The sequence below is a fragment of the Candidatus Neomarinimicrobiota bacterium genome (genome assembly GCA_034716895.1).
Lineage (GTDB): Bacteria > Fidelibacterota > UBA8477 > UBA8477 > JABMPR01 > JABMPR01.
This window is the reverse complement of sequence record JAYEKW010000006.1, coordinates 1-16,700: the sequence shown is the minus strand read 5'-3', so window position 1 is coordinate 16,700 and position 16,700 is coordinate 1. Positions and strand designations below refer to the sequence as shown.

15 protein-coding genes are annotated in these 16,700 nt (G+C 43.4%); all 15 read right to left on the bottom strand.

Annotation, left to right across the window (positions count from 1 at the left end):
- Positions 1 to 28 precede the first annotated feature (28 nt).
- Entirely contained in the window at positions 29 to 1,123 is a 1,095-nt protein-coding gene (gene dprA, locus U9Q77_00390) for a DNA-processing protein DprA (GenBank protein ID MEA3285819.1), read from the bottom strand.
- Entirely contained in the window at positions 1,116 to 2,087 is a 972-nt protein-coding gene (gene obgE, locus U9Q77_00385) for a GTPase ObgE (protein MEA3285818.1), read from the bottom strand. Before obgE ends, dprA begins: the two co-directional genes overlap by 8 nt.
- Positions 2,088 to 2,096: 9 nt before the next feature.
- The gene (locus tag U9Q77_00380) at positions 2,097 to 2,627 is read right to left on the bottom strand and encodes a hypothetical protein (protein ID MEA3285817.1); all 531 of its coding nucleotides are present in this window, start codon (positions 2,625 to 2,627) and stop codon (positions 2,097 to 2,099) included.
- A gap of 20 nt (positions 2,628 to 2,647) precedes the next feature.
- Complete coding sequence (locus U9Q77_00375; GenBank protein ID MEA3285816.1) at positions 2,648 to 5,509, bottom strand: helicase C-terminal domain-containing protein; 2,862 nt, start codon at positions 5,507 to 5,509, stop codon at positions 2,648 to 2,650.
- 127 nt (positions 5,510 to 5,636) lie between these two features.
- Entirely contained in the window at positions 5,637 to 6,809 is a 1,173-nt protein-coding gene (locus tag U9Q77_00370; protein MEA3285815.1) for an NAD(P)/FAD-dependent oxidoreductase, read from the bottom strand.
- Positions 6,802 to 6,996, bottom strand: coding sequence for a 4Fe-4S binding protein (locus U9Q77_00365; protein ID MEA3285814.1), 195 nt, complete (start codon positions 6,994 to 6,996; stop codon positions 6,802 to 6,804). Before U9Q77_00365 ends, U9Q77_00370 begins: the two co-directional genes overlap by 8 nt.
- Positions 6,997 to 7,402: 406 nt before the next feature.
- On the bottom strand, positions 7,403 to 8,005 hold the full coding sequence (locus U9Q77_00360; protein MEA3285813.1) for a hypothetical protein: 603 nt from the start codon (positions 8,003 to 8,005) through the stop codon (positions 7,403 to 7,405).
- Between the two features lie 511 nt (positions 8,006 to 8,516).
- Positions 8,517 to 8,972 (bottom strand): hypothetical protein, encoded by a 456-nt coding sequence (locus U9Q77_00355; GenBank protein ID MEA3285812.1) that lies wholly within the window; start codon positions 8,970 to 8,972, stop codon positions 8,517 to 8,519.
- Positions 8,973 to 9,231: 259 nt separating this feature from the next.
- A complete protein-coding gene (locus U9Q77_00350; protein MEA3285811.1) occupies positions 9,232 to 10,116 on the bottom strand; it encodes a DUF2263 domain-containing protein in 885 nt (294 codons plus the stop codon).
- Positions 10,117 to 10,646: 530 nt separating this feature from the next.
- Entirely contained in the window at positions 10,647 to 11,057 is a 411-nt protein-coding gene (locus U9Q77_00345) for a putative toxin-antitoxin system toxin component, PIN family (GenBank protein MEA3285810.1), read from the bottom strand.
- Complete coding sequence (locus U9Q77_00340) at positions 11,041 to 11,316, bottom strand: AbrB/MazE/SpoVT family DNA-binding domain-containing protein (GenBank protein MEA3285809.1); 276 nt, start codon at positions 11,314 to 11,316, stop codon at positions 11,041 to 11,043. The genes U9Q77_00345 and U9Q77_00340 overlap by 17 nt, the downstream gene beginning before the upstream one ends.
- A gap of 817 nt (positions 11,317 to 12,133) precedes the next feature.
- Positions 12,134 to 12,475: a hypothetical protein gene (locus U9Q77_00335; protein MEA3285808.1), complete on the bottom strand. Its 342-nt coding sequence runs from the start codon at positions 12,473 to 12,475 to the stop codon at positions 12,134 to 12,136.
- Positions 12,476 to 12,704: 229 nt separating this feature from the next.
- Entirely contained in the window at positions 12,705 to 15,575 is a 2,871-nt protein-coding gene (locus U9Q77_00330; GenBank protein MEA3285807.1) for a S8 family serine peptidase, read from the bottom strand.
- 148 nt (positions 15,576 to 15,723) lie between these two features.
- Positions 15,724 to 16,485, bottom strand: a complete 762-nt coding sequence (gene istB, locus U9Q77_00325; protein ID MEA3285806.1) for an IS21-like element helper ATPase IstB — start codon at positions 16,483 to 16,485, stop codon at positions 15,724 to 15,726.
- A 10-nt stretch (positions 16,486 to 16,495) separates the two neighbouring features.
- On the bottom strand, positions 16,496 to 16,700 hold a 205-nt coding region (locus U9Q77_00320), incomplete at its 5' end, for a hypothetical protein (GenBank protein ID MEA3285805.1).

Sequence of the window (16,700 nt, the reverse complement as noted above, 5' to 3'; positions counted from 1 at the left end):
ATCTGTTTGACTTCATTTAAAACAGGTTTCACTTCTGCTTAAAATATTTTCCAGGATATTGCTGGACGAGACCCTTCATTTCCATCTGCAGCAGCGTGCCGAGTAGCGCAAAGGTCGTCTGCCCTGACAAGCTGGAGAGATCATCAATATGAACTGCATCAGGTCCAGAAAGATGTTTCAGAATCGCCGCTTCCTGTGGATCGGTACTGATAATCAACTCCTGTTGGCCATGGGAGCTGCCCAGGCGATACTTTTCACCCAGTTCCTCCAGAATGTCATCAACGCTCTCCACCAACTTGGCTCCCTGACGAATCAAATGGTGGGTTCCGTGACTTTGACGGCTCTTGATATTTCCAGGGACTGCAAAGACTTCCCGGTTTTGATCCAGAGCAAAATAAGCCGTGATCAAAGATCCACTTTTCTCAGCCGCTTCAACCACTACTGTGCCAGCAGAAAGACCTGATATGATCCTGTTTCGTCGGGGAAAGTTTTGTGCATCAGGCTTTGAGCCCATGAGGAATTCTGAGATCAAGAGCCCTTGGGATCCAATATCCTGGTACAGTTCTCGATTTTCTGCTGGATAGATCCGGTCGATACCATTCCCAAGCACTGCAATAGTCTTGCCTTTGGCCTGCAAAGCCGATCTGTGTACAATTGCATCAACTCCTTTAGCAACACCTGAAACCAGTGTATATCCGCGATTGACCAGTTGTGAGCTGAATTCTGCAGCTACTTCCTTTCCATATGAGGTGGGAGTACGGGTACCGACCATACCAATACCACGTGTGTTCAGCAGGTCAATATCTCCGCGGCAAAAGAGCACAACAGGTGGATCATAGATCTGTTTTAACATATCCGGATATGGATCATCCCAATAAGTGATCAGCTTTACCTCAAACTTTTCAATCAGCTTGATCTGACCAGCCACAAGCTTTTCATCGACTGGTTGAAGAATCGACTGAGCTATTTTCTGATGAATCCCAGGTACTTCCATCAATTGTTTTGCAGAGGCAGAAAAAATACCAGAGATGGAACCAAATTTATGGTGTAGATCCATGGTCTTCCTGGGACCCACTCCGGAAATCCCCAGTAAACGAATTATATCAGAAAAATAGTTATCCACTGATGTTCTTCACCAGGGCTTTGATCAAGGCTTCAACGCCCTCGCCACTCACTGAAGAGATGGGCAGGATATCGATTGGCTCAAAAGTGGAAATCTTGGGCACTCCGACGGTTGCATCCATTTTGGTGATCGCCAGGAGTCGCTGACGTTTCAACAGTTCAGGACTGAATTTCTGGACTTCTTCATAGAGTAACTGGTAGGACTTGGAAGGGTCTTCATCATTGGCATCCACCATAAACAGCAAAACACTGCATCGTTCCACGTGCTTTAAAAATTGAGTTCCCAGACCTTTGCCTTCATGGGCTCCTTCAATAAGACCAGGAATGTCAGCCATGACAAAGCTGCTGTATTCACCTGATTTAACAATGCCTAGATTTGGGGTCAGAGTTGTGAAAGGATAGTCGGCGATCTTTGGTTTTGCTTGACTAACACGAGCCAGCAGGGTCGATTTTCCTGCATTTGGAAAGCCCACCAGACCAACATCGGCCAGTACTTTTAGCTCAAGATCAAGCTCTCGCTCCTGCCCTGCTTTTCCCAGCTCGAATTCTCGGGGGGTTTGATGAGTTGAGGTCGCAAACTTCGCGTTTCCACGACCACCCCAGCCTCCTCTGGCCGCTACTAAAGACTCACCGTCCATTTGCAGGTCTGCCAGCACCTCACCGCTTGTTCCATCTTTTACAATAGTTCCTGCCGGTACTTCAATGATGATATCTTCACCCTTTTTGCCATGCCTGAGACTACCTTCGCCATGTTTCCCGCGTTCAGCTTTGTAAATGCGATGGTAGCGAATATCCTGCAATGTATGCAGCTGGATATTGACCTTGAGGATCACACTACCGCCATTGCCACCATTGCCACCAGCCGGACCACCCTTGGGCACAAATTTTTCACGACGAAAAGCGACGATGCCATTCCCGCCAGCTCCTGCTGCTACTCTTATTTTTACATAATCAACAAATCTCATTAAACTTTCCTAGCGGTGATCCTGTGCAAGGTGATCCATCCGGCGCTTGAAGTAGGATCGAAAGGCTCGATCCTTAATTTCCATATCTGTCATCAAAACCTCTGTTGCCTGTTCGTAATCCAGAGCACACAGGATCGATATATTTCCTGACTGCTCCCAGCCATCTCTAATGGTCACATATTGCATGATATGTTCCAGCGTTAATGGCAATTCAGAAATTAGTTTAAAAGCGACATCCTCATTATGATCGACCTCTTTTTGATCCCAGTAGTCACGCAGGATAACCTCGATCTCATTGGCCAGAACAGTATGCAACTCCGATTGTGCTGACTGAATTGATTGGTTGAGGTCAACATGACCAGCTTTTGGGAGATGGATCACAATGAAGATAGTATCTCTGATAGATGCTTGTGTCTTGACCCATTCAGGGGTGGCTGTTGCTTCAACACTGGGCAGGTCGTACTGCACAACTTTCGAGGCACAGCTCATAATGAAGAGCAGTACCACTAAATTAATGAGCAGCCATTTAATATTTTTCATTCTATTTCCTGTTTTATTTTTCAACTCCGGGCTTTGACTCCATGTGATGTGAACCAAGCTCTAACCAGTTCCACCATTTCCTTCTCAGATCGGGCTGGTACGTGTGGAATCGGTGTTGAATTCCGAAAATATTCCCCATATCGTTTGGTAAATATACGCTCGTCCAGTGAAATGATCGCTCCGAAATCAGTTGTACTCCGAATGAGTCTGCCAACCCCCTGTTTGTATTTAATGGCGGCTTCCGGAACGCTATAGCCCATAAAGTCATTCTCACCGGCAGCCTTCAAGGCATTACTATTAGCTCTTACGATGGGATCTGAGGGTACAGAAAAGGGTAATTTTGCAATAACCAATAACTGTAAAGCATCACCTGGTAGATCAATCCCCTGCCAGAAACTATCTGTGGCCAACAAAATACTCCCGGGATATTTCCGGAATTGATTGATCAGATCCAGACGAGAGACTCGGCTTGACTGGACCAACAAGTGACGACCCGATCCCTTTATCCGATCCTCCAATTCTTCCTGCCAATTCAAAAGCATGGTATAGCTGGTAAAGAGAATCATCGTGCCAACTGGATGGGTTTTCCAGATCTTTTCCAATAGAAAAAGTACTTCAGTGGTATAATTCTCGGCATATTGGGGTCCCATAAAAGTGGGCACGAATATCCGGGCTTGTTCTTCATAGTAAAAAGGAGAAGGATAGGTCTTTTCCTGCAAACGATCGTGTCCACGCAGACCCAATCGGTTTAACAGGTAATTGAAGCTGCCATCCACGCTTAAGGTGCCAGAAGTGAAGATGATCGAGGACATCTCTTCATAGAGTCTGTCCTGCATCTGTTTTCCTATTTCCAGAGGGACCTGAACAAATTTAACTGCAACAACATCACTCTTAGGCAAGATCTCAAACCAGTAGATCAGATCTGAATCATCTGCAGCAGCCTGACGATCCATGACAGCCAGAGTCTGGTTCATCATTTCCCGCCAGGATTTGATCCGAGTGCTTATCTCAGCCAAACCCGACAGCTTGTCGTCGTCCAGCTCATCCAGTGCTTTCTCAACATCACGAACCAGGTTAAGCAATTTTGTCAATGCTGTTGTCAGCGTGTACCATTCGCCTCGCACTGGTGCAAAAACATCTTTTTCCTGAGTGTAAAGTTCTTTGTAGGTAAAGGTAGCCCGCTCAACATCACGCTGACGGCTGGCTTTGAATTCTGTAAAAAATGCAAGGAGTAGTTTATTTATCTCAACCACATCGCCTTCCAGTTGATCCAGATATCCGGTAATGCCCTGTTTCTGACCATCACCCAGAGGAACCATCAAATGCTTAAGCTCGATGTCCAGACCACTTTTACTGCGACCTTTGTAATAGAGTTGATCCATTTGGATGCGCAGGCTTTTATAGGAAAATTCCGAGGCAAAGAACTGGTAAGCCGTTTTTTCCAGTAGCTGGGCTTCATCGACTATCAACCGTTGGTAGCTCGGTAAAATTCCATGATCAGAGGCAGCATCCGCCAATAGCAGTGAATGATTGACAACCACCAGGTCTGCTTTAGCCGACTCCTGCCGTAGCTTGCCCAGATAACAGAAGTCATTTGGTGCACATACCTGGGTTGTGCAAAAACCCGGTTCGCTATTCAGTTTTGACCAGACCAAAGCGTGCCCAATAGTATGGAAACCATTGTGTTCGTCAATATCCCCGGTGAGTGTTTCATGTGCCCACACAACCAGGGTCTGCAGTCCTTCTTTCTCGCGACGATTAAAACGCCAGGCAATATCACGCAAACCGCGTTGCCACTTCGTCTTACATAGATAATTATTGCGACCCTTCAAAAGTAAAGCCCGAAGTGGAAGTCCCAGTTTTTCTTGAATGAACGGAATCTCTTTATGGAAGAGCTGATCCTGAAGATTCTTGGTATTACAACTGATGAAGACCGGTTCATCTTCATTCAATTCGTGGCGAGTCAATACAGCTGGGATAGCATAGGCCAGACTCTTCCCCACACCGGTCCCGGCTTCTGCCACGAGGAATTCATCATTGCGCATGGCTGTCTGGATATCCTGAGCCAAAGCAACCTGGGTTGCTCGTGGTTCATAAGACTCCAGATGCTGCGAGAGCAGGCCATCCTCTGAAAATATTTGCTCAAGATCGGGATACGATCCATCTGTCGTGTGGTGTCTGATGTTAGGTTTATTCGGCAACGGAATCCGGGGATATTTTTCCAGCTCACCCAAATTGCGCCCGCTGGCAGTCCAATCCAGCATGCGTCGATATAGCGTTTCATTCGGCAGATCGGTTCCGTCCATGACTTTAACCAGAACTTCCAGAACTTCATTGGGAATTCGATGCATTTCAGAGAGCAGGATCAAGAGAATGTCTGCGACCAGATCTGCATCGTAGTCTGCTCGATGGGCACCTTCTTTTGACAATCCATAGAATTCTGCCACTGTGCCCAATTTATGATTGATCATATCATAACGCATGGTCCTGACCAGGCTCAAGGTATCCATCAGATCATTATTTAAAGGGATACCATCAATATCTTCCCGTTTGACATTAAGAAAGTTATGATCAAAGTAGATGTTATGAGCTACCAGGGGATGATCACCCAGAAAATCATAAAGGTCATCCACAATCTCTTCAAAAGTGGGTGCATCCTGGACCATCTCATCAGTGATACCGGTCAGCTTCTGAATAAATTTCGGGATCCTGACAGGTGGTTTGATAAACTGCTGAAAGCGTTCCGCAGGAACACCATCGACCACTTTTACGGCACCAAATTCAATTACATAATCTTTATTGGGATCCAGTCCAGTTGTTTCAAGATCAAATGAAACAAAGGTTCCCAGGCCAATGCCCTGTAAATATTCAGCAAAACTCATAAATCGTTTAATTCCTGCAATTCTTTTAAATCATTCACTTCTAAAATCATAAATCGTTAATCCTCTTTCTTCAGCAACCCATAGATTAAGTCGTGGGCACCTGATAAACCAGAAATCCAAAAACCGCCTAAAGCCCTGCAAAAGCCCGGGTCACATCTAAAAGGATTCTAGGTTTTTCTCGGGCAACGGTAGTAAATATCTTGAGCAATGTGCGGTCCTGTTCCTTTGTTTTTGAAAGCCTTAATGCGATCCTGTCAAGTTGTTCATCTGATATGTCATAGATGGTCTCGGAGATACGATGGAGCGCCTCGTGGTTCTTGCCGCCTGCTTTGCGCCATCTTTTTGGGTATTCTTCGAGGCCTTTTATGCTGACATCTCCTGCTGCAAGTGCTTCTGCTGAAACCTCACCGGCAATCTTACCGGCGTGCATGCCGGATACAATGCCTCCTCCAGAAACTGGATTCACCATGCGGGCTGCATCTCCGGTCAACATGATCCCATTTCCAGTAATCCGCTTCAGGGTCTGGGCAATGGGTACACCTCCACAAACACTGGTCAACACGGTGGCCTGGGGATACTGTTCTTTCAGGAAATTGTGAATCAGATCGTGGGAATTATAATCTTTTGACAAAGTTCCGTTCACTCCCAGCCCGATGTTTGCCATGCGATCACCTTTTGGAAATACCCAGAGGTAGCCACCTGGAGCCCAATTACTGCCAACATAAAAATCAATCATTTCCTGATCGATATCAATGTTGCCAACAGTGACCTGGTAACCGGATTCTATATCCCTCAGCTTAATAGCGGACCGAATTCCGGCCATTCGACCAACTCGAGATTCAACACCATCAGCTGCTATTACCAGTTTAGCCCTCAAACTGCGTGGTTCGCCCATGTACTGGTAATGAACACCACAGACAACATCATCTTCAATGATCAAGCCATCAACATAGGCTCTGGTCTGGATCTCAACACCAGCCTGACTGGCTCGATTGGCCAGAGCATAATCAAATATGCGCCGATGCAGGATATAGCCTGAGCCAGGTGATCTGAAATCAATTTCGGTATTATTCGGAGAACGCATCCTGATTTTTGAAATCGTGGCAGCGATCCATTCCGGCCGCGGCTCCATGAACTGCCGCAACCCCTCATCACTGACGGCCTCCCCACATCTAACCGGGTAACCAATATCCCGATCTTTCTCCAGCATAATGGTTTTGAGTCCCTTGGATGCAGCGGCATGAGCTGCCATGGAACCGGCAGGTCCACCACCAACGACGATCACATCATAATCAGTCATTTTTATCCTCCGGCTTGTTGTCGCTACTCAGAACATCTATGGGGCAGACCCAGATACAGATATCACAATCGATACAGGTCTCATGAATAATTGAGATATCAGCTTCGCGCAATTCGATAGCATCTACGGGGCAGACCGCCACACAAGTGCCGCAAAAATCACATCGGTTTTCTTTTATAAGGATCATAATAAGCCCCTTTTATAAACATTGAATTTGCAGCCCAAAGCTACAGATTCTTCAATAATTCATCACCTTCATATTGGCGGGTTAAAATAGGAAAGGCCACACCAATCTAAATGATAATATACAATATTCGATCATATTTTTTTTTGTAAGAAGAACTGAGGGTGCGTTAATATCCCAAGCTACACCATGTCTGATTACATAAAATCAATAACGTCCCGCGCTTGAGCGGCTTCTGTATGATTTATCCTTTTGTACAAACACTGTATCCTGAGACATCATTTCAGCTAACCAATCCCTTTGTGTGAATCAGGTTGAAGCCATTGTTATACGCATGTTCGACCAATCAACATTAAATATGTAGTGGTTTTCGTAGACACCACTTCTGGTAGGTGAGCCTCTTGAACAATCAATCCTCCTCAGCCATCACTTCGGTAAGAAGTTCACTTTCGCCAAAGTCCCAATAGGATTTTCCGGTCCACACCTCAGGAAGTAGCAGGTAACAGTGATTAGGGTCAGCCCCTTCCAACTTAATGGCTACCAGTGTTTGCTCTCCTACAACTTGATAACCCCGATATTGGAAGTGCTTCCCACGTCTCAGTTTCCTGAAAGGTTTAATAGATTCATCCAGAGCGTCTCCAGGCTCTATATAGCATTCAAGTGATTTGGTGTTCACGGTATAGGTACCATACCTGTCCATGTGGCCGATATTTCGAAAATATTGACCAGCGCTATAATCACCAATAATGTCAAAACTTGTGATATTCTCATAAGTCATCACTCCCAACCTGATAACCATAAGAAATATTATACCTAATGTGGTGAGGGTTATTGATATTAGCCAGCAACCACCAAATCCAGTGAGACAACCTCCTCCTGGTGCGGCACCCTGTCCATTGCCAGACCCCTGTTTGCCATCCCGCCATTTCGCTTCAGCAATTTTGGCTGCCGCTAAATCTTTTTGATATCTACTTCCACCACCATCACCGTCACTACCGCCTATTCCCGTCACAATCTGTTCCCCAAATATTGTATTTTTTTCTTGTGTCGTAAGTCTACTTCTACAATCCGCTATCCTTATCGATGCCTAAGCAGATGCTCGCATTGCGTATAACGCCCCAGGCTTTTGCTGCACGCAAATACACTCTCGCGAAGTAAGCCTATGATTCTATTGCTAGTCTTTGTTGTCAACTCAGCTCCTCTTGGTATGTCAGCAACAAGCCTTTGTTCAAGTAAGCCGCTCCGCGTCGGAAAAGCAATTCTCCGGTCTTGACTGATAAGAGTAACAGGCTAATATACGTTTCCATATCCCGCATGGTGCAGGAAAATGAAATCTAAGGAAGCGTATGATGACCAAAGACACACCGTAATTCTTGTTATTTGTGATTAAAGTATCATATTACCAGCGATAATTGAGAACTGGTCGTGATGATTACTGAAACTAACTTCATGATAAACAATGACTTCTTATCAATCCCCTTATAACAACCGCGCCTTATCGAACCTAATATTGTTAGAAGGCTTTATTCGATGATATCCAAATTCTCATTTACCTCATATATCAACTTGAGCTTTGTCATTCCACGTATGTTAGCAACAAATTCTACATATTTATCAGACAATACAGGGACGAATTCCATGAATACAAATAATGGTTGTCCTTCATCTATCGTTTTATGTTCATCTGATTTCATCAAGATGAATTGCAAGTTATGCGAGGCATGACCTAACCTGCGAGTTTCTTCTACTTTATTAAGGACTGACAGACGGATCAGCTCCAATATTGTTTCATGAATGTATGCGAGCACTGACATTTCAACTATTGTAAGCTCTTTTAAAAACTTGGGCAACCGGTTACCATAACGCGGTTTAGTTATGTTATCATCAGCGTACTCAATCATTCCCAGTTTGGAATATTTTAAAGCTTTTCTCGGCAATTCTACTTCCAAACAAGCGTCTGATAAAACGGATTTATACATACTAACTGCAGTGTTTGCTAATGTTACACAAAGAGTAGATCTTAGGCGAAATGACTGAAAGACGAAATAAACGAAATTTAAATAATTTATTCTATGTTTCAACATCTATGGTCGTTCTAACGCTTCACATCACCGGCAGCAAAAAGCGGTGTGGCTGGAGCGCAGCGGAAGCCACGCCGCTTTTTGCTGTCCGAGTGCAAGTGATTGTTATGCAGTTTTGAAAATCGATCCGACACCATGATTCTGGTTTCCATAAAATTTAGCTCAATTTCAATTGATCACGAAACGCCTGCCGGAATGGTGTGTAGTTATCAGATCCATATCCAGCATTGTAGATAGCAAACGCAATTACGGCAAAATTACGCTGTCTTTTGTGAATTTCTTCTCGATATAGTTTCGCTACGCGATCTGCAGGATTCATAAATGCTCCGCAACCAAAAGCTTTAAAGATAACATGATTTATATTTTGATCCATTAGAGTATCTAACTGGGCGGCGATACGTTGTCGCATACTTGATTCTGAGAACTGTGAGCCATCACGTAAATCCTGTGCTGAGGCCCTAAGTTCAAAGAATGGAAAAACCTCATCGTCTGCTAACCATACATATCCCAAATCGGGACGAGAACGCTTTTCCGGTCCTCGAATACACACTCGTGGATGCGTTGAATCAAGATAGACCTTGCCTTTTTCCGCTGACAAGAGTGAAGTCATTTCTGGAACATATCGGTCAAGGCTGGCATCGTACTCGTCAGCGTTGACATGAAAATGGCAATCAGTGCGACGAAACATATATTCTTCTTGGGCAACAGTACCTTCTACATATGCTCCTCCAGGAACAAAAGCATTTGCCATGTTTAATACAGCGAAGCATTTGCCATACTTTTTGGTCATTGAATGTGTGACTTCACCCCAATCTCCGCTCACTACATGGACATGCTGAGAATCTGTGCTCAAATCCCGAGTGTCGAACCAACGCTGAAGATTTGTCTGTGCGAGCAGGTGATACTTATTCGGTAGATCCGCGTTTGCAAAGCGATCTAGTGTTTCCTGGAGCACATCCCTACGCCGCACCATTTCAGGATGTTTTGGATTGTAACGTGGGTCGATGTAGTCGTCTTCAGATAGTAGTCGTCGGCCTGGCATAAACGTCTCCGTTCGTATTCAATTTCTGCTAGTAAGAAGTGTGATTTGCACTGTATAACGTCCTGAGTCTGAGCTGCTTCGCACAATATTTTCATTTTGTATAAACACTGTATCCCTGTAATCCCTTACCCATAACCGCTAATCTGTTGTGAGTCAGCTCTAAACTTTTGTTCAAGTAAGCCGCTCCGCGGCGGAAAAGCAATTCTCCGGTCTTGACTGATAAGAGTAACAGGCTAATATACGCTTCCATATCCCGCATGGTGCAGAAAAATGAAATCAAAGGAAGCGTATGATGACCAAAGACACACCGTAATTCTTGTTATTTGTGATTAAAGTATCATATTACCAGCGATAATTGAGAACTGGTCGTGATGATTACTGAAACTAACTTCATGATAAACAATGACTTCTTATCAATCCCCATATAACAAGCGCGCCTTATCGAACACCAGAATAGAAATGACCCATCTGCTGGCTCTTCTGAGAGCTGGGGTAATATGGGGTCATGTCTATCCTAATTTGTTAGATGCTCATTTTTCCAGTATTTCAATAAATTCTCGCACAGTGATAATATCTATCCCATCTACTTCCTCAATGTCCAACAAATCACGATCGCCACTCACTATGTACAGTGCTCGTCCACTTAAGGCACAATTAACAAACACATCATCATCTGGATCTCTAGATAGTTTTGTATTGTGATGGGGATGAATTAAAGTGGCACTTTTTACTAGTAGACTTAAAAACGCTTCAACAAGCTCGCTATTTGAATTCTTCACCTTATTGAGCATTCTGTATAAGACATCTTCATACTCATCAATGATTTCTGGACTGCAAATAAGCTCATACGAGTTCATCTTCCAATAGTCTAGCACTTTTCTGGGATTCCCCCCAAAGAGAACACCCGATATAACTACATTTGTATCAATTACGATTCGCACGAGCTGCTCTTGACTCTTTTATTGCTTCTGCAACATCTTCTTCAGTCAGATCAGAATCTTTCATGATTTCATCAGCAAGTTTAATAATCCGATCGAATTCCTCACGTTTTGGTCTTTCGATTGGCTTCATAAGAATGCTCTCACCATCTTGAACAACTATCAGTTTTGATCCACCTCTTATGTTTAACTTTTTCCGCATACTTGCAGGAATTACAACTTGCCCTTTAGTGGACATACTTGTTATTTCAACTGTACTCATTTTCAACCTCCCTTTTTAACAAGGTAGGATATTCCTACTCTTTGCGCAAGATGTTTTTCTGATGCATCTAACGCCCTCTTATGTTAAATCCCTAGAATAAACTCCCATGAGTCCTTTCTGTTTTTGATCCAACCCACCACTCTCTTATTAGCAGACCATAAATTGGCTGCACATCCGCCTTTAGCTGGATTGGGGCGGGACGCAGTCTCTCACGGTAGGAACGCCGGTTACCCAGCGCCCCCCGCACAGTCCCGGACGTGAAGTTTTCCCTCATCCGTTTCCTCAGTTGTACTCGCTTTCGCGCAAGTCCAATTCTGTTAAGCAACAGATGGCTTGTTTGCTATTCCCCGCAGTGAGGTTGGCTTATGTTCATCCGATCCTACTTGTCCGGCATAAGTTTCCTTTGCGAGCTGCGTACTTCTGTCAGGTCCTTCCCCGTGTGGCTGGCTTTCCCAACCGCTGAGTACTATGCCTGATAAGACACCCCAGGAGCTTATAGAGTTCGGATTCAAGTATGAATCTTCTCTCCCACCTGATCCTTGGTGCTCCCACAAATGGGCAGGTTCCAGTTTAGCTCTGTTTCCGAGTTTCCTCTTCATTGCCTAAATAACTGTATACCTTTCTTTTGCTGTCACCTTTACAGGAACTCGTTGGGGCTTCCCGAGTTCTACAACATATCTCTTTCTGCATGCCACGGCCTGAGGACTCCGGCGGATCTTCACATCCAAGCCATTCTGGATGGTCTTGTGTTGCCTTCGGTGTACGTTAAAACCCTCGGCATCCGCAACAAACGCAATCTCGAAGCTGTACCAGCTCTTCAGGGAGCGCGATCTCCCCTGCAGCCTACAGAATTCCCTGTGTACGCTTCACCTGTGAGCATAATGCAAGGTAATTCTCTTATATTTAGTCCTCTTGATTTTAAAAAACCAAAATCAAATTGCTTGTTAAATGCTGTTGCACCCAATAAATATTTATCCAGAATTGTTTGAACCTCTGGCAATATTACTGATAAGTCATTGGCCAATAAAACATCTTCATATTTCAAATCAGAATTTTGAAATATCCAACCATAGGGCTTTTTAGCATGGTTTTTCCCAAAACCATTTTCTTTTACAATTGCATCATACTCATTAGTAATAATTCCTGTTTCTAAATTCAATCCAACAATTCCTATTTCAACAATAAGTCCTCCTTGATTCTGGAAACCTGATGTCTCTTAATAAATTGTCCTTCGTTGAATCTATTGAACTTACAAGCACAACATACTGGTAACATACCGGTAGCCTCTTGAGCGATGCGTTTTGCGGGAGTTGGATAGGAAACTTTTGTAAAAAGAAAACCCCAAACTGTTGAAGTCAGGGGCTTGTGTAGTTTCGGTTCAGCTTCGGCTAGCGAATCAAAACAGCTTTCTGAACAGCTCTAAACTCGGGTGTCGAGAAGGAGATCAGATAGACTCCACTTGCCGCTTGTTTCCCGTGATGGTTCAGCCCGTTCCATTGCAGTGAGTAGTAGCCAGCTGGTTTAGCTGATTCTTGATACGTCCAAATATTTCTTCCAAGGATATCATAGATCGTGAAGGTCACATCCGTAGTCTTTGGAAGCTCGTACTGAATAGATGTACTTGGATTGAAAGGATTAGGATATGCAGGAAACATTTGAGCAATATCTGGAGTTAACCTGCCAGGAGGATAGATGGGGAGTAAATTATGTAAATTGTAAACAAACATTGTGTCAGGAGTAACAACAACTGCATATTGATCATTATGTTTTATACCCCTTATATCCAGATGTTGTGCAGAATATACTTTTTGGATAGTCCAAAATTCATCCCTTTGAAAGAAATAGAGACTATCTGTATCATATACCAACAAATGGGTATCACCCCCTGCTATTCCTTCAAATTCATCGGTCTGAAATACATCAAATTGAGATTCATTCGCCTGGTGCAAATGCCCTACTGAATCCAATGACCAAAATTCCAGCTGGTTATCTCTGTTTAAGGAGACAATGTGATCACCCCAATTTTCGATCTCCTCAAGAGTGAAATCCGGGAGAGAATCTAACATGATTGGGTTTGAGGGGGTTGACAAATCCCACACATATGCCATTCTTCCTGCTCCTAATACTAAGTTGGGATAAGAAGGTTGCACTAAAATGTCTGAGTATCCAGATGTCTGCGAGTGGATGTACAGTTGAGCAATATTATCTGGGTTGGAATAATCGATAATCTCAAAAACCGGATGGTTTAAGCCTACGCCACCAAAAGGATGAATACCACAAGCAATCAGGATATGGTTCTTGACGGTGAAATTGTATGGTAATACCTCTGGCTTGTAGCCTGCAGATAAATTTTGTGGATTAAATGGATTTGTTAGGGTATACTCCGCTATAGAGTCAGATCCGAAGTACGCATAAATTGAATTCCCATCGATTGGTAAATGATATTGGACACCTTGATATCCGTTGAGAACCTCATTCAATTCCAGTCCAGACTCATTGATTTGAACCGCAAATAGACCGTTCGCCCAATCAGAAATATATATGAACTGACCATATATGCATATTGCTGATTCTGTACCTGAAAATGGAATGGTTAAACACGTAAAGATTTGTACTTCTTTTGCGATTCCTAAATACCCTTCTGTTGAAACCTGATTCGAATATCCTGATAATAAATCAGCATGATCTCTGAATTTTACCTTGTAATATGCCAAATATGGACCGTTTTGCTGGTGCCCAAAGGATTCATCAGTATACTCATCTATTGTCCCAGATGTAGCAATCGTTGTCCAGTTTTGAATTATTGTATGGTAACGATCATTTGTCACAATTTTTCTAAAGACAATTATCTCTTCTACATCAGGATCCGCATTTGAAATACATAACACGGGATGATTATTCGTATAATCACATATTGTGATTGTGGGGTCTAAGGGGGGTAGGACTGCGGACAATGATTGATACACATTGACAACTCCAGCTCCCATCCCTTCACTCGGATTAATTGGTGTCGCATTGTCAGTCAGAAGTGATTCCACTTCATCTCGGGACAAAGTTGAATCCAAGGAAAGGATTAATGCTGCGGTGGCAGCAACCACAGGTGAAGAAATAGAGGTTCCACTGACGACAGTGTGAGTTGTATCTGTAAAAGCACAATACCAATCAACACCTGGGGCAGCTAGTGCAATTGAATCACCATAATTTGAGAAATCTGCTCTTAGCCATTCTCTTTCATCTAATTCGGTCGCACCGACGGCGATCACATATGGAGAATTTGCAGGAGCAACTACATCCTCATCTCCAAAATTTCCAGCCCCTGCTACGATAACTACTTCGTTTGGTATGACGCAATACTCTATAACATCTACCCATTCTTGCTGTTGCTCCATGTTGAGGTAACCAAATTGTCGACTGATATTAACAATTCGAACATCTCTTGAGCAAAGGTATTGGAGAGCATCGACTGCATCACTAACATTATATATCTTACATTGAATAAAAGGTGTCGGTATAGAATTCGGGCTCCACCCACCAGCTATTCCAGCAACATCAATGCTATCATTTGTCGCTGCACAGATGACACTAGTAACAAAGGTACCGTGGCCACCACCTGTTAGCACATTATTTGTATTAGCCACAAAATTCCAACCGTAAAAATCATCAACAAAACCATTGCCATCATCATCAATCCCATTAGAATCAGCGGGAGTGAGAAGGCCATCACTATTTATGTCCTCCCCAGGGTTAATAACTGCAGACGCTGCTAGCTGTGCATTAGTATAATCACACCCATCATCAATAATTCCAATTGGATTATGATATCCAACAGTTAAGTCCCATCCTCGATATATACCACACCCATGTAATTTGTCAAAATAATTAACATTTTGTGCAGGATCATTTGGCTCGACTAAGGGGGTCGAAATAAAGTCTGCATGAACACCTGCAATCCCATTAATTGTCGAATATTCCATAATTAGAGTATCCATTGATCTTGATGTATCAATTTTAAAAAAAATAAAATGCCGACCAAAGGGTGCTGTTGTATCTGCAAATAAGAATTGAAATTCGTTAACTTGATATTCAACATTTAGGCTATCGATAATTGTATTTCCTGTAATCAATCTATCACCTTTTGTTATCCAACTGGAAATATTAGTTGGAGTCTGATCGTAAGAAATTACAAATCGATCCTTAGAATAATCATTTGCCTCAATTATGGGACAAAGCACAAAAAACATCACAAATAAAATTATCATGTTATGTCTCCTATTATGATATAAAATGTATTTCACTAAGTTGCTGATTTCAAGACTCAAAAAGACCAAGTGGTTATTCCGGAAGTATCGGACACCTGTTCCGGTTTTTGTCGGACACCGGATTCGCCCCTGTTCAGGTCGAGCTAGTTTAAGGCGAGGTGTCCGAGAGACCTACCCTGTTTTTGAGTTTTCTCATAGAATCTACTCCTTTCAGTTCTAATCTATGTGCATTGTGAATGACCCTGTCCATGATGGCATCCGCCAGGGTCGGGTTTTTAAAGATACTGTACCATTCTTTCACCGGTAATTGGCTGGTCAAAATGTGACTGCCGGTCCCTGATCTTTCTTCTATAATTTCTAATAGTTCCTGAGCCTGTGGTGTCGAGAGTGAACTGAGACCAAAATCATCCAGTATGAGCAGATCATAACGAGCCATTCGTTTTATCCACCTAGTATAAGTCCCTTCAGCTCTGGCCAGGGCCACATCAGTAATGAGCGGTGGTATTCTGGTGTAATAAACAGAGTATCCCGACATGACAGCCTGATTACCAAACACACAGGCCAGATAGGTTTTACCTGCTCCGGTGGGTCCCGTGATAATGACATTCTGATGCTGCTGTATCCAGTTGTTCTGGAGCAGGCCTTTTACCACTGATCTCTTGAGATTACGATCTTCTCTATAATCAATATCCTCTGGAAAGACAGGCTTAAACTTCATTCGTGAAGCGCGTAGCATCCGTTTGGTCCTGCGGTTGTTTCTGTCCAGAACTTCTCTATCAATGAGATAAGTAATCCGTTCTTCAAAACTCATGTCAGCATACTGGTTTGGCTGTTCCATCTGTTCCAGAAGCGCTGCTTTCAAGCCGTTGAGCTTTAACTGCGAGATCTGATCAAGTGTATGGTCTATCATATCATCCTCCTCACTGGTAGCACTGCTGACCACGAACATTCTCATGGTGACTGTCAGGAGGGGTCATCTCCAGAGGTTCATCCAGGGCCTGGCTATACGTCTTGTTGCTTAATATATTCTTGAAGTTTTTAACCCGGTAAAGCTTCAACTCCAGCATCCGTTTCGAGACTGCTTCAACTCTTGAGTTATCCTCACCCTTAGCTCTGGACAAGATT

What these genes read in the sequence shown, in the direction of transcription:
- U9Q77_00375 (MEA3285816.1), bottom strand. Translation starts at nt 5,509, where the DNA reads ATGAGTTTTGCTGAATATTTACAGGGCATTGGCCTGGGAACCTTTGTT.
- U9Q77_00350 (MEA3285811.1), bottom strand. Translation starts at nt 10,116, where the DNA reads ATGCCAGGCCGACGACTACTATCTGAAGACGACTACATCGACCCACGT.
- U9Q77_00340 (MEA3285809.1), bottom strand. Translation starts at nt 11,316, where the DNA reads ATGAGTACAGTTGAAATAACAAGTATGTCCACTAAAGGGCAAGTTGTA.
- U9Q77_00370 (MEA3285815.1), bottom strand. Translation starts at nt 6,809, where the DNA reads ATGACTGATTATGATGTGATCGTCGTTGGTGGTGGACCTGCCGGTTCC.
- obgE (MEA3285818.1), bottom strand. Translation starts at nt 2,087, where the DNA reads ATGAGATTTGTTGATTATGTAAAAATAAGAGTAGCAGCAGGAGCTGGC.
- U9Q77_00330 (MEA3285807.1), bottom strand. Translation starts at nt 15,575, where the DNA reads ATGATAATTTTATTTGTGATGTTTTTTGTGCTTTGTCCCATAATTGAG.
- istB (MEA3285806.1), bottom strand. Translation starts at nt 16,485, where the DNA reads ATGATAGACCATACACTTGATCAGATCTCGCAGTTAAAGCTCAACGGC.
- U9Q77_00380 (MEA3285817.1), bottom strand. Translation starts at nt 2,627, where the DNA reads ATGAAAAATATTAAATGGCTGCTCATTAATTTAGTGGTACTGCTCTTC.
- U9Q77_00365 (MEA3285814.1), bottom strand. Translation starts at nt 6,996, where the DNA reads ATGATCCTTATAAAAGAAAACCGATGTGATTTTTGCGGCACTTGTGTG.
- U9Q77_00355 (MEA3285812.1), bottom strand. Translation starts at nt 8,972, where the DNA reads ATGTATAAATCCGTTTTATCAGACGCTTGTTTGGAAGTAGAATTGCCG.